This window comes from Spongiibacter sp. (assembly GCF_984394615.1).
Genome location: NZ_CFHTQA010000063.1, coordinates 1 through 13287, shown reverse-complemented (window position 1 = coordinate 13287; position 13287 = coordinate 1). Strand labels below are relative to the sequence as shown.

The 13287-nt window shown below is 56.7% G+C and carries 13 protein-coding genes; 2 read left to right on the top strand and 11 right to left on the bottom strand.

The features are described 5' to 3' along the window. Window positions 1–103: 103 nt before the first annotated feature. From AC5DB9_RS15920 to AC5DB9_RS15890, 7 genes are all read right to left on the bottom strand, one after another. On the bottom strand, window positions 104–511 hold the full coding sequence (locus tag AC5DB9_RS15920; protein WP_272993526.1) for a DUF6841 family protein: 408 nt from the start codon (window positions 509–511) through the stop codon (window positions 104–106). 39 nt (window positions 512–550) lie between these two features. Further along, on the bottom strand, window positions 551–1783 hold the full coding sequence (locus AC5DB9_RS15915) for an iron-containing alcohol dehydrogenase (protein WP_272993524.1): 1233 nt from the start codon (window positions 1781–1783) through the stop codon (window positions 551–553). 17 nt (window positions 1784–1800) lie between these two features. Next, window positions 1801–3354, bottom strand: coding sequence for a long-chain-fatty-acid--CoA ligase (locus tag AC5DB9_RS15910; RefSeq protein WP_272993522.1), 1554 nt, complete (start codon window positions 3352–3354; stop codon window positions 1801–1803). Window positions 3355–3404: 50 nt separating this feature from the next. Continuing rightward, entirely contained in the window at window positions 3405–4532 is a 1128-nt protein-coding gene (locus tag AC5DB9_RS15905; protein WP_272993521.1) for an acyl-CoA dehydrogenase family protein, read from the bottom strand. A gap of 9 nt (window positions 4533–4541) precedes the next feature. After that, a complete protein-coding gene (locus AC5DB9_RS15900; RefSeq protein ID WP_272993519.1) occupies window positions 4542–5711 on the bottom strand; it encodes an acyl-CoA dehydrogenase family protein in 1170 nt (389 codons plus the stop codon). 138 nt (window positions 5712–5849) lie between these two features. Further along, entirely contained in the window at window positions 5850–6623 is a 774-nt protein-coding gene (locus AC5DB9_RS15895) for a 3-hydroxyacyl-CoA dehydrogenase (RefSeq protein WP_022957840.1), read from the bottom strand. Window positions 6624–6667: 44 nt separating this feature from the next. Then, window positions 6668–7840: an acyl-CoA dehydrogenase family protein gene (locus AC5DB9_RS15890; RefSeq protein ID WP_028968124.1), complete on the bottom strand. Its 1173-nt coding sequence runs from the start codon at window positions 7838–7840 to the stop codon at window positions 6668–6670. Between the two features lie 306 nt (window positions 7841–8146). On the opposite strand from AC5DB9_RS15890, the gene AC5DB9_RS15885 reads away from it, so the two are divergent. Then, window positions 8147–9505, top strand: a complete 1359-nt coding sequence (locus AC5DB9_RS15885) for a cytochrome P450 (RefSeq protein WP_491732087.1) — start codon at window positions 8147–8149, stop codon at window positions 9503–9505. 118 nt (window positions 9506–9623) lie between these two features. Continuing rightward, window positions 9624–11129, top strand: coding sequence for an EAL domain-containing protein (locus tag AC5DB9_RS15880; protein ID WP_272993516.1), 1506 nt, complete (start codon window positions 9624–9626; stop codon window positions 11127–11129). Between the two features lie 7 nt (window positions 11130–11136). On the opposite strand, the gene AC5DB9_RS15875 is transcribed toward AC5DB9_RS15880, so the two are convergent. From AC5DB9_RS15875 to AC5DB9_RS15860, 4 genes are all read right to left on the bottom strand, one after another. Further along, window positions 11137–11472: a hypothetical protein gene (locus tag AC5DB9_RS15875; protein ID WP_272993513.1), complete on the bottom strand. Its 336-nt coding sequence runs from the start codon at window positions 11470–11472 to the stop codon at window positions 11137–11139. Window positions 11473–12094: 622 nt separating this feature from the next. Beyond that, window positions 12095–12463, bottom strand: a complete 369-nt coding sequence (locus tag AC5DB9_RS15870) for a hypothetical protein (RefSeq protein WP_272993510.1) — start codon at window positions 12461–12463, stop codon at window positions 12095–12097. Next, window positions 12460–12936 carry a hypothetical protein gene (locus AC5DB9_RS15865; RefSeq protein ID WP_272993507.1) on the bottom strand — a complete coding sequence of 159 codons (477 nt, stop codon included), beginning with the start codon at window positions 12934–12936 and terminating at the stop codon, window positions 12460–12462. Before AC5DB9_RS15865 ends, AC5DB9_RS15870 begins: the two co-directional genes overlap by 4 nt. A gap of 51 nt (window positions 12937–12987) precedes the next feature. Next, the gene (locus tag AC5DB9_RS15860) at window positions 12988–13161 is read right to left on the bottom strand and encodes a hypothetical protein (protein ID WP_286855072.1); all 174 of its coding nucleotides are present in this window, start codon (window positions 13159–13161) and stop codon (window positions 12988–12990) included. Between the last annotated feature and the right edge of the window lie 126 nt (window positions 13162–13287).

Sequence of the window (13287 nt, the reverse complement as noted above, 5' to 3'; positions counted from 1 at the left end):
GTGGTATCCATAAATAGGCCTCGTGGGTGTAAACCTATTTCAGGACGGGACACCGCAAACAAAAAAGGCCCCGGCGAAGGGGCCTTTTTAATTCCGCTCAGACTCAGCGACTGGCAGCAATCACCCTATCGGGATCGTGGGTAACAATCGCCACAATCCCCCAGCCGCTATCCGCCTCGCGATACAAGGTGTAGCTCGCAGCGATTTCTTCCAACAAACGGCCATCAGCCTTCAGGCGATGGTAGCGGGCACTCACCAGGGCAATATCATCCGCCAGCTCGTGTACATGGATATCCTGAATTTCCGAATGGGAAAATCCCGCCGCTGCCAAATCCGACAAGCCGACCGACAGCATTTGCACCAGCTCGTCCGGGGCATTGATAGACAAGCGCAAACCGCTGGCCATCAGCGAGGCCGGGAAGTGGAAATAACGCGGCATGGCCGACGCATTCCCGGGACGGAATGCACGGCAATACTCATGCATAAATGCCGATACCTCTGACTCAGACACTATCCTTCCCCTCGCAAACCACAGTTAAAAGTTACCCGCTCAAGCCAAGGCCTCTGCGGTTGCAGCACCCGGCAGCAGTTGCCGCAAAATATCCTGGCATTCGGCGCGGCTCATCAGTACAGGTACAGGATAGCTTGCTCCCTCCTTGACCGCATCGGCGGCAATCGCGGAAATATCCGCCTCTCGCAGGCTGTCGAGCTGAGAGGGAATATCCAGACGGCGATTCATCGCCTCTACCGCATCGATGAATTTGTCGGCTGCCAGAGCATCGCTGTCGCCGACCGCAGCCGCAGCGATCAGGCGCCCCAGTTCTGCCAGAGGTGCTTGCGCGGCTGCCGCAGAAAACCGCAGCACGGCGGGCATGACCAAGGCGTTCGCCAGACCGTGCGGCGTGCTGTAATGCCGCCCTAGCTGATGCGCAATCGCGTGGACATTGCCGACACTGGCACTGTTGATCGCCATCCCCGCATAGTAAGCCGCCAGTGCCATTTGTTCCCGGGCATCGGCATCGCTTCCATCTTGATACGCACGGGGCAGATACTGAAAAATCATCGATACCGCAGCGCGGCTGTACGCATTACTGCTGTCTGAGCCCCACAAGCTGATGTAGGTCTCGATGGCGTGGGTCAGCGCATCCATGCCCGTCGCGGCGGTAATCGGCTTGGGCATCCCCAACAGCAGCTCGGCATCCAGCGCTACGGCCAGAGGCAGCAGCTTGGGATCGGCGATAAAACATTTTTCGTGCGTCGCCGGATCGGAGACCACCGCCGCAATGGTTGCCTCGGAGCCGGTGCCGGAGGTAGTCGGCAGTGCAAACAGTGGCAATGGCGTCTTCTTCACCTTGAAGTAGCCGACCATCTTGCGCGGATCATCGCCGTTGCTGAAGCTACTCACCAGCGTTTTGGCGCAATCAATTGACGAGCCGCCGCCAATCGCCAGCACCGCATCACAGTTGTGCTGACGGCACATAGCCAGCCCTTCCTCAACCATGGCAAACGTCGGGTCCGGCAAAATGCCATCGTAAACCGTGCAGTTCACCCCTTCGGCCTCCAGCGCATCGATGGCACGCTGCACAATCCCCAAGGCCACCAGAGGCCCGTCGCTGACGATCAGTACTCGGCTGTAGCCTTGCCGGGCAATATGTCGACACAGTTGCTGCGTACTGCCAGCGCCACTGAAGGTCATATAGGCCAGCGACGGCATCAGCTTGAAAGGAATGGCGATTAACGCCAGATAAAGGCGATGTAGTGCCGTGCGAATCAATTTACTCACAACCAGACTCCTTACCGTCAGGCGTTCTCTGCCGTGTACTTAGGCAAAATGCTGGCACGCAGCTCTTTTTTGAGGATTTTGCCACTGGGATTTCGCGGCAGCATATCGACGTATTCGAGATGCTTGGGCACCTTGAAGCCAGCCAGCGTTTTGCGGCAGTGGATCGTCAGTTCTTCCAGCGAGATCCGGCCCTGATCACCGGCGACCAGCACCGCCAAGGGCACCTCGCCCCAGGTTTCATCCGGCACACCAATCACCGCCGCATCGGCAATGGCCGGATGCGACATCAGCGTGTTCTCCACTTCGGCGGGATAGATATTTTCGCCGCCGGAAATCACCAGATCTTTCACGCGGTCTTTGATGTACAAATACCCTTCGTCATCCAGGTAGCCCGCGTCACCGGTATGCAGCCAACCGTCGACCACCGTCTTGGCCGTTGCTTCTTCACGCTTCCAGTAGCCTTTCATCACCTGAGGGCCACGCGCCAGAATTTCGCCAATCTCTCCGGTGGGCAGTGTCTTGCCCTGGTCATCCACAATCCGCAACTCGGTAGCAAACACCGGCCGCCCGCAGGAGCGCAGCAGTTCCGGCTTGCTCTCCAGCGCACGCATATGGTCATCGTGCGTAAGGAAGGTCAATGCTGTGGTCGCCTCGGTCTGACCGTAGCCCTGATAGAACTCACAATCAAAAACCTCAAGGCAACGCGTCAGCAGATCGACAGAAATAGGCGATGCGCCGTAATTCATCCAGTTCAGATTCGGGAAGCTGTAGCTATCGATGTCGGGAACGCAGGCCAGCGCAAACTGGAGCATCACCGGTACCACCGACAGGTAATTGATATTGTCGTCGCGCAGGGTGTCCACCATCGCCACCGGGTCAAAGTCCCGGTGAATAATCAGCGAGCTGCCGTAGTAGATCGCCATCAGCGCGCCAACCAGCCCCAGCGCATGGAAAGTCGGGGCAATCAGCAGAGAGCGATCCCCCGCCCGCGGCGCCCGACCGGTGGTCAGCGGCGCCTGCACGCTGTTGCAGATCACATTGTGGTGAGTCAGCAAGGTGCCCTTGGGCAGTCCCGTCGTGCCACTGGTATACATCTGAAACAGCACGTCGTCAGCGCGGATCGCCACATCGACCGGCTCACCCACACCCTCAAGCCAGCCTGACAGTGAGGGGGCGCCATCGAGGTCACCCAAGACAGACACCTGCGGTTTCTTCGCCAGAAAGGGGCCGATCAAGGGCGCGAATTCGCCGTCCACGAACAGCAGCTTCACCTCGGCATCCTCGGCGATAAACCCCACTTCGTCAGCCGTTAGCCGATAGTTAATGCCCACCGGCACCATGCCTGCACGCGCGCAGCCAAAGAACACCAGCAGGTTATCCAGCGAGTTTTTGCAGAGAATCGCCACACGATCACCCGCGCCCAAGCCTTCTCGCTGCAAGGCAGCGGCCACATGGCCAGCGCGCTGCCAAGCCTCGGCGTAAGTCAGGCTTTGCAGGCCGTCGCTGCCAAATAGCTGCCGGGGCCGCATGCGCACCTGAAAGGACAGATAATCAAGATAGCTTTCGAACATTCACTGGCTCCTGTCGTGCATTATTGTTGTAAAGCCAAGGCGGAGACGCGTTACGCCGCATCTCCGTAGCGCAGCTCGGCAAACCGCCGGCGCTGCCAGGCGCTGTCGCCAAACAGACTGTCGATGACCATCAATCGCTTGAGGTAATCACCCACACTCAACTCTTCGGTCACGCCCATCCCCCCGTGCAGTTGCACGGCTTCTTCCGCGACACCACGGCCCAGTTTGCCGATCATGCTCTTCAGCGCGGCAATATCCATGGCCGCCTGCGGCTCACCCGCGCTGTGTGAGCACAGGGCTCGCACCAACAGCGAACGGCACTGCTGGGTCGCGGTATACATATCCACCATGCGGTGCTGCAGGGCCTGGAACTTGCCAATAGGCTGACCGAACTGCTTGCGGGTATTGCTGTACTCCACGGTCGCTTTCAACAGCGTTTCCATCGCGCCGAGTCCCTGCGCGGCCACGGCGATGGTCGCCTCGTCGATCACCCGCTGAATCAGCGCAAGGCTGTCTGCAGGCTCACAAACCAGGCTGTCAGTCGCCAGCGTCAGCTGATCAAAACGCAGGTTAGCCACCGCCTGTCCATCCATCAACTGGAAGGCCTCGCGGCTGAGCCCGGCGCTGTCTGCGGGAACGGCAAACAGTGCCAGCGCATCCTCCAGCCACGCGGTGACCAAAATCACATCGGCGGCCATGCCATTGAGTACCAGAGATTTGCTGCCGTTCAGAACAAACCCCTCGCCCTGCCGTTCGGCCCGGCTGTCGATCGCCGTTAGCTGATGCCGACTGCGACGCTCCAAATACGCAAAAGCCGCCTGACACTGGCCGGACAAAATCTCTTCAAGGTAGCGAGCTTGCAGCGTCGCATTGTTGCCACCGGCAAGCAGTTGGGCGCCCAGCAGTACGGTTCCCAAGTAGGGCTCAACAACCGCTGCCCGGCCAAATGCTTCCATTAGCAGAGAGGTATCCACCACACTGCCACCGTAACCACCCAATGCTTCCGGCAAGGGCACCGTCAGCCAGCCCAGCTCGGCAAAGTCCGACCAGACAGCCTTGCTGAAGCCCGCCTCCGCGTTCATGTAGCCGCGGCGCTGCTCGCTGCTGTAGCGCTCCAGCATGTATTTATCGACACTGTCTTTCAGCAGCTGCTGCTCATCACTTAATGAAAAATCCATGGCGCGCTCCTACAGTCCTAGGCCGAATTTGGCGATGATGTTTTTCTGTACTTCATTACTGCCGCCGTAAATAGTGCAGGCGCGGCCATACATATACTCCCGACGACTGCGGTCGCCGAAGGCATGTCCCACCTCATGTTCGGTGGGCAGCACGCTGCCGTAGAGCCCGGCCACATCAAACTGCAGACTTTGCACGGCCTGTTGCAGCTCGGTGCCCTTCAGCTTGAGCAGTGACGACTCCATGCCCGGCGCGCCGCCCTGCGCCACGGTCGCCAGCACACGCAACTCGGTGTACTCCAGCGCCATCAACTCCATCTCAATATCGGCCATACGCGCCTGAAACACCGGGTCATCCAGCAGGCGGCTGCCATCATCATTTTCCTCCGCCGCATAGCGCCGCACCTTGCTGAGCACCTGCTTGCAGTAGGCAATGCCCGACAGCGCGGTGCGCTCATGGCTGAGCAGTGCTTTGGCGTAGGTCCAGCCCTGATTTTCCTCGCCGATGCGGTTGGCCACCGGCACCCGCACATTGTCGAAACTGACTTCGTTGAGGTGATGCTCACCGTCAATGGCAATAATCGGCGACACGGTGATGCCTGCGGTTCGCATATCGATCAGCAGAAAGCTGATGCCCTGCTGGGGCTTGCCACTGTTATCGGTACGCACCAGGGCGAAAATCCAGTCAGCGTACTGGGCGTAGGTGGTCCAGATTTTAGTGCCGTTGATGATGTAGTCGTCACCATCGCGCTCGGCGCGGGTTTGCAAACCGGCAAGGTCCGAGCCCGCGCCGGGTTCTGAATAGCCCTGGCACCACCAGGTGTCCCCGGTCAGGATGTCGGGAAGAAAACGCTGTTTTTGCTCGTCGTTGCCGAAGGTGTAAATCACCGGCCCGACCATTTTCAGACCAAACGGCGGCACATCCGGCGCGCCGATCTCGGCCAGCGCACTGTCGAAAATATACTTCTGCGTGTCCGTCCAGCCACAGCCGCCGTGCTCAACGGGCCAGCCGGGCGCAACCCAACCTTTGTCGTAGCGCTTTTTCTGCCACTCAATGGTCGCGGTCTTGAAGGTCTTGGGGTTGTGAATCCGAGCGGCAAGTTGCTCGTCAAAATTGTCTCGAAGGAAGGCTCTGACCTCGTCACGAAAGGCCAATTCTTCGGGGGAAAACGTCGCGTGCATAGCATTCTCTCTTATTATGGGAGGCAAGCTTTGAGCCTGAAGTCAGGCTATCAGATACACCTCCTGCAGCTAGGTCATTGGGCGCCGTTTGCTGGCTGCGCCCGACGACAATGTCAGGCGCAGCCGATGGATGCAAACTCAGCGTGGCTGCATGCGAATGCCGCCATCCATACGAATGACTTCGGCATTGAGGTAATCGTTGCTGATAATGTGCATCGCCAGGCTGGCGATTTCTTCGGGCAGGCCGAGACGCTTGGGATTCAGCACCGATGCCGCCAGCGACTGACGCGCCTCTTCCGGCAGGGTCGCCAGCAGCGGGGTGTCGATCAGGCCGGGCGCAATCGTGTTAACACGAATACCGTAGCTCGCCAGATCGCGGGCAATGGGCAGAGTCATGCCGACCACGCCACCTTTACTGGCGCTGTAAGCCGCCTGACCAATCTGGCCATCGAACGCCGCCACAGAGGCCGTGTTGATGATCACACCACGACCACCGAAATCATCCAGCGGGTCCTGCTTGCTCATCACTTCCGCCGCCAGACGCAGCACGTTAAAGGTGCCGATCAGGTTAACGTCGACGACACGCTTGAACTGATCCAGCGGGAACGCGCCATTTTTGCTGACGGTTTTTATCGCATTGCCAATACCGGCGAAGTTACAGCAAATGTGAATCGCCCCGAACTTGGCCAGCGTGGCATCCACCGCCGCCTGCACCGACGCCTCGTCGGCAACATTGGTCGCCGCGAACAGGCAGTTATCTGCGCCCAGCTCGGCAACCAGTGCGTTACCCAGACCTTCGTTCATGTCCAGAATCGCCACCTTGCCGCCAGCGGCAACAATCATTTCTACCGTTGCGCGCCCCAGCCCTGATGCGCCGCCAGTAACCAGCGCAACTTTTCCGTTTACATCCATTGTGTGCTCCTCAATTTATCATTAATGGTTTCGGTAACAGCCACTCAAGTCCGGTCGATATACGGCGCGAACTTGTCAGAAAAAAGATCCCGGGCAATGATCAGCTTCATCACCTCGGAGGTCCCGGCAAAAATGCGGGTAATGCGCGCATCGGTGTACATGCGGGAAATCGGATACTCATCCATATACCCGGCACCGCCGTGCAACTGCACGCCTTCATCAACCATTCGGCACAGCACCTCACTGGTATAAAGTTTCGCCTTGGCCGCATCTTCGGCGGTCAGCTTGCCTTCGTTATGCACCGCTACGCACTGATCAACGTATGCCTGTGCCACATCGATTTCTGTGCGCAGATCGGCCATTTGGAACTGCGTGTTCTGCATTGCCGACAGCGGCTTGCCAAACACTTTGCGCTCCATAACAAAGTCACGGGTCACCTCAAAGGCCTTCTGAGCGGCCGCCAGGAAACCCACCGCGCCAATCAGACGCTCCTCCGCCAAGCCCTGCATCAGGTAAACAAAGCCCAGAGTCGGGTCGCCCAGCACGTTTTCTTTGGGAACCTGTACGTCGTTGAAGAACAGCTCGGCGGTGTCCTGTGCCTTCATACCCATTTTTTTCAGATTGCGGCCGCGCTCAAAACCTTCCATGCCGCGTTCAACCAGGAACAGCCCCATCGCATGCGGGTTATTTTCGGGATCGGTTTTCGCCGCGACGACCACCAGATCCGCATTGATGCCGTTACTGATATACGTCTTGGCGCCGTTAAGCAGCCAGTGGTCACCCATGTCTTTTGCGGTAGCGCGCATACCCGCCAGATCCGACCCGGCATCCGGCTCGGTCATCGCAACGGCCAGAATGCACTCGCCGCTCACGCACTTGGGCAGAAAGCGCGCTTTCTGTTCGTCGCTGCCAAACCGGTCAAGGTAGGGGCCGACCAAACGGCTGTGCAGGGTATTGGTCCAGTCACCCGCGTAGACATTCGCCGTTTCCTCGATAATGATCTGCTCAAAGCGGAAGTCGTGGTCACCCATACCGCCGTACTGCTCGTCCGGCCAGATCATCAGAAAACCCTGCTCACCCGCCTTGGTGTACGCCTCGCGATCCACAATGCCCTGCTCGCGCCAGCGCTCTACATTCGGTGCAATTTCCTTTTCCAGAAACTTGCGATACGCCGCGCGGAACATCTGCTGTTCTTCGGTGAAATTTCTCGGAAGCATAGTCAGTCTCTCATCAGTGACCGGGCTGCAAGCGCCCGATAATTTGTTGTTATCACAGCCGCCCTTGATGACGACCCGGTTATTCCGGCGACAAGCATCGCTCTCCTGCCACATAAGCGGCAATGATTCGCCGTGACATACAATTGACATTTTCTTACAAAAAATTTCAGAACAAGCGTGCTGGCGCGACCTGACTACGGTCGTCGCTCAATGACTAGACGGCATTGAGCGACTGACCTACTGTTTTCAAAAAAATCGAATGGAATCGCCGCTAGCTCCCTAACGGCGGCCAACAGCAGGTGAAGCATGAGCAGCCCAAGCATCAACTACAGCGACTACCCACGACGCCCGAACAAAAATCTGACCCATATCCCCGGCGACAGCGGTCTGCCGCTGTTCGGCCAAACCTTCCACTTTCTGCGGGATTATCGCGGTCTGGTGGAGCAACGCTACCGCCGCTTCGGGCTGATCTCTCGCGGCAATACCCTGCTCCAGCACAACCTGATGCTGCTCGGCCCCGAAGCCAATGAAATCGTGCTGAAAAACAGCGAGGGGCAGTTCTCCAGCCGCCTCGCCTGGAACCCGCTGCTCGACCGCCTGTTCCCTGATGGCCTGATGCTCAAAGACGCCGACGCCCACCGTTACGACCGGAAAATCCTGCAAAGCGCGTTTAAGAAAAGTGCCATTGAGGGCTACCTCGACACCATGAACCCGCATCTGGAGCGCGGGCTGACGGCGTGGCCACAGAACAAATCCTTCTTCTTTCAGCACGCCGTCAAACAGCTACTGCTGGAAGTGGCCGCCGAAGTCTTTCTGGGTGTGGAAATGGGCGATGAAGCCAGCAGCGTGAACACCGCCTTCGTCGACACCATGCTCGCCTCCATGGCCGTCTTCAAAATTCCGGTGCCGGGCACGCTCTGGTATCGCGGCCTGAAAGGCCGGAAACACCTCGAAGATTTTGTCATGACGCATATTGCCGCCAAGCGCGAAACCGAAGCGCAGGACATCTTCTCGCAGATCTGCCACGCCACCGACGAAGACGGCAATGTGTTCTCCGACAGTGCGGTACGCGACCATATTATTTTCCTGTTATTCGCCGCCCACGACACCACCACCAGCACGCTCTGCTCCATCGTCTATGCGCTGGCGAAACACCCCGAGTGGCAACAGCGCCTGCGCGAGGAATACCAGAGTCTGGGCACAGCATCACTGAGCTACGACGACCTCTCCAAGCTGGAAGACACCAAGCTGGTGTTCAAGGAAGCACTGCGCATGTCCCCGCCGGTTCCGGCCATCCCCCGGCGCACCGTCAAAGACATGGAGCTGTTCGGCTACCACATCCCCAAAAACACCTCGGTTGGCCTGTCGCCGTTGTTCACCCACTACATGGAGGAATACTGGAGCAACCCCACACAGTTTGATCCCGAGCGTTTCTCCAAGGCCCGCGCCGAAGACAAAAAGCACTTCTTCCAGTGGATTCCCTTTGGCGGTGGCGCGCACAAATGCCTCGGCCTCAATTTTGCCGAAGTACAAACCAAGCTCTTCCTGTTCCACCTGCTCACGCGCTACAACATCAGCGTCAAAGCAGGCTACGAAATGCCGAGGAGCTGGGTGCCGCTGATCTTCCCCGCCGATGGCCTGCCCGTCACCTTCACGCCGCTGTAGGCCGCATTACCGCCGCACTGTGACTTATCCCAACGGCGCTAGGTACTAGACCGCATTCTCGCCATCGCCGCAGCCGCCAATACTGACCCGGTATTGGCGTGTATGTTGAGTCACCACCTTGAGCCTAATAAAAATCGATCCAGTTGAAGGCATACAGCGCGGCGAGTTCTACACCATTTTCGAGCCACAAATCCATTTAAGCACAGGGGAAGTCACCGGATTTGAGGCGCTCGCGCGCTGGCATAGTCCTGAATACGGCAACATTTCTCCCGCCCGATTTATTCCCATGCTGGAAGAATCCGGGCAGACCTATCTGCTGACACGGCTCGTGCTAGCGCAAACACTCGACGCCCGCGACCAGCTATACCAGCACGGCTTTACCGGCCAGCTCTCCATTAATATCTCGCCACAGGATCTGGAAGACAGCCACTTCGCCCGCGATGTCGCCATCGCGTTGGAGAAATCAGCCTGCCTCAGTCTGGGCCTGACCTTTGAAGTGACAGAATCCGCCAGCATCGACGACATGGTGCCCAAAGCCAATCTCACCGAGCTGTTCAGAATGGGGATCAAACTCAGCATCGACGACTTCTGGACAGGGTTCTCCACGCTGGACCGCGCCAAGCTCAACGTGTTCAGCGAAGTTAAAATCGACCACAGCATTGTCAGCCACGCCCTCGATGATCGCGTAAGCCTCGCCGGCGTTTCCTCCATTATCCACCTCGCCCACAATCTCGGCTGGGACTGCGTTGTGGAAGGAATCGAATCGCTGCACATGCAGAATATGATGGTGAATCTCGGCGCGCAGCGCGCACAGGGCTACCTGTACAGTCGCGGCATCGACCGCAGCCAACTGCTGGACTGGTATCAGAGCAACCGCTTTCTCGGCGCGGCCCCACACGATGCGCTGCCCAGCTTCAAGTCCGAATACTTTACCCACGACGAGCGCCTGTTTCTCGCACAGAAACACAACCCGGTCTGGGTCTGGGATTTTGACGACAGAACCATCAGTTGGGCCAACAATGCCGCATTGGCCTTCTGGGAAGTCTCCTCACTGACGGAGCTGCAAGCCCGCGACTTTGAAGATATGAGCAATGATGTGCGTATTCGCCTGCAAAGCATGCGCTTGCGCTTCGACAGCGGTGAGCGGGAAGTCAACACCTCGTGGACCTTCTACCCCAACGGCAATCCCAAGCATGCCTTCTGTGTAATGAGTTACCGCAAAGATCGGGGCAGCCAGCACGACTTGATGATCAACGAATGCTTTGAAGGCTTTACCCAGCTCAAAAGTCAGGACCGCTTTATCGACCCGAGCATCAACATCCCTGTCCCCTTTCTGAAAGCCACCACCCACGGCGACATCATCCAGCTCAACCGGCATGCTCACTTGCTACTGGCGGAAAACGACATCGGCAGCCTCGCCGACCTCCTTCAGCGCGGGCTGGTACTGCCCGACGAGGACAGCGCACCGGCCACCTGCTATGGCCAGATCAAACTCATCTACCAGGGGCAGGAAAAATCCTTTGCCGTTGCCTGCGACCTGACGCGCATTGCCAGCATCAACGGACGCGGCTACGCCGTGGTATTTACCCCGATCAACAACGAAACAGGGGACGGCAGGGGTTGAGAACCGCTCAGACCCCGCCTAACTGCCGAATATCCTCCCGGTCGACCTCGCGCCCCAGTATCCGCTTGTAGGCGATCAGATCCGCCTTATCCATGATCCTCACCCTGCGACCGTAAACAGGAAGGGTTTGATAGCGCGTAAAATTCAGCACCTTGCTATGCCATTCGCCGGAACTCGCTTCCCTGATTCGGCAGTTCCTGTCACTGCCAACCTCCACAAGCTGATCGCCAAATGAAAACTGCAGATAAACCAAATCCCATTGCTCACCCCTGTGGTGAGCCGGACCAAAGCTCAGATACTCGCGCCCCATCGCCGCAATCCCCTCGATAAACGCATCGGGCACACGGACTGATAACGCCTGGGCTAAGCCGCCGGTACGGAGCGCAGCGTAGTACTGTCGGCTTGAGCCCCTTGTTACGTGTATGGCGGATAGCAATCGCTCCCTACAAGAGCTAGGGCCCAAAACGCAGATCCTAAGCCCTAAAGTGGTTACGATGTGGTCTATCGAGTTCGACAAATGGATTGCATGGTGGTAAGCCATGTCTCTAGCTTGGTTAGGTAGTAGGCGGTATCTGCTGGGCTTTCGTAACATATTTCTCTAACTTTTTGTTCACTTGCACCATATAGATGAAGTCGATCGCCCGCTATTTCGGGTGGTGGTCTGTTTTTGGCTAGATCTGATAGCGACTTTGCTATCCATCTCGTGCTGTTGTAGCACTGCTCTATTTTGTCCATTGTGTTGGCGACGGCTTGTTCCAGCAATTCTAGCCTGGAGATGCTTGCTTTTGATGCTTCGTCGCCGGGAGGGAGCCAGTGGCTACAGTAGTCTATTTTTTTGCGGATCACCTTTGATGTGTTCTGGAGTTGAAGGTATCTAGCCTCTAGCTCTTTGTATAACTGGCTGGGGGGCGGGGCTGCATTTGTAACAGACGCTATAAATAGAGTTGCGATGATATAGTTTGGTCTCATATTTCTATCACGCTCAACATGTAGTCGCTGGCTAGCATGGGGTAGGGGAATGCAAAAGCCCGTATCTCGTCTTTTTGTATGTCCTGTTCGAGCCATCCGTTATCTATGGAGAAAACAACGCCGTTTTGATGCAGCCATGTAACTCGTAGAAGAAACTTAACTTTCTCGTTTGTCTTTGGCTCTATGACAATGTGAAGGAATTTCTCTCCAGAGGGCTTGGACTCTGTTTCGTGGGCTAAATCTAGCAACAGCCCGTTATAGTTAATGCTTCGATTAGGTGTGAACTTCACCCTTTCTGGCAGAAGTTTTATATTCAGCAATATCGCGCACAGCAGAACACTGGCTATAGCCGTGGCTATTTTCATGGGCATACCCCATCAGTTGCTGTTGTGACTGTTATTGCTGCGTTTGAGTATTTTTCTAAATCGGGGTTGGTTTCGTCGATTTTAATAATTCCCGATCTGTCAGAAGTAAGCTCTCCTTTCAGCGGTGAGCGGTTTCCGTTGGCGGTGTGATCATTCCACGTGGTGTAGTAACAGAACTTAGTTCTTGAAAGGTTTTTTGAGGCGACTGCGACACGAAATTTTTGTAGTCGGCTACCGAGGCGTAGTTCAGTTTTTGATAAGAAATCCACGCCGTTTGCGACTTCTACGGTTAACCGGGCAGAAGCTTTTTGTGTGAGGCCGTTATCTTGCCTAGGTTCTATGCCGCTCGTGCTGGCATCTATGTTGGTGCTTCTGCTGGAGAGCGGCGTAGGTAGCAAGGTAATCGCTGCTGTGCAAACTAATATGGCTAATAGAAAAAACTTAAGTTTCTGTTTTGCTAACGGTGTTAACACTTAAGTGTCCTCTGGTGTCATTGAGTGATGTTAAGAAGGTGGGTGTCGGTGTCAGGCTCTGCTTTGTTGGGCCTCTATGCTCTTCGCCTGTTCCGTCTTGAGGTCTCTGGTCCACTGAACCGCGTCTAAAAAAGGCAATGCCTCGGAGTAGTGGTAGCCTTGCGCATGGCTGGTATTTAGTGCCTTAGCCGCTTTTAGGTGGCCTATGTTTTCGATGCCTTCCATGACGACGCCTTTCCCTTGTGCTCTCCAGGTAGCGATCTTGTGTTTGAGTTCTATATACTCAGGATCTTTTCTTGTAGTGGCATAGTGAATTTGGCCACCTAATTAGAGGTGATAGCATCACCTCAT

What these genes read in the sequence shown, in the direction of transcription:
- AC5DB9_RS15910 (WP_272993522.1), bottom strand. Translation starts at nt 3,354, where the DNA reads ATGTTCGAAAGCTATCTTGATTATCTGTCCTTTCAGGTGCGCATGCGG.
- AC5DB9_RS15905 (WP_272993521.1), bottom strand. Translation starts at nt 4,532, where the DNA reads ATGGATTTTTCATTAAGTGATGAGCAGCAGCTGCTGAAAGACAGTGTC.
- AC5DB9_RS15900 (WP_272993519.1), bottom strand. Translation starts at nt 5,711, where the DNA reads ATGCACGCGACGTTTTCCCCCGAAGAATTGGCCTTTCGTGACGAGGTC.
- AC5DB9_RS15895 (WP_022957840.1), bottom strand. Translation starts at nt 6,623, where the DNA reads ATGGATGTAAACGGAAAAGTTGCGCTGGTTACTGGCGGCGCATCAGGG.
- AC5DB9_RS15890 (WP_028968124.1), bottom strand. Translation starts at nt 7,840, where the DNA reads ATGCTTCCGAGAAATTTCACCGAAGAACAGCAGATGTTCCGCGCGGCG.
- AC5DB9_RS15885 (WP_491732087.1), top strand. Translation starts at nt 8,147, where the DNA reads ATGAGCAGCCCAAGCATCAACTACAGCGACTACCCACGACGCCCGAAC.
- AC5DB9_RS15870 (WP_272993510.1), bottom strand. Translation starts at nt 12,463, where the DNA reads ATGAAAATAGCCACGGCTATAGCCAGTGTTCTGCTGTGCGCGATATTG.
- AC5DB9_RS15860 (WP_286855072.1), bottom strand. Translation starts at nt 13,161, where the DNA reads ATGGAAGGCATCGAAAACATAGGCCACCTAAAAGCGGCTAAGGCACTA.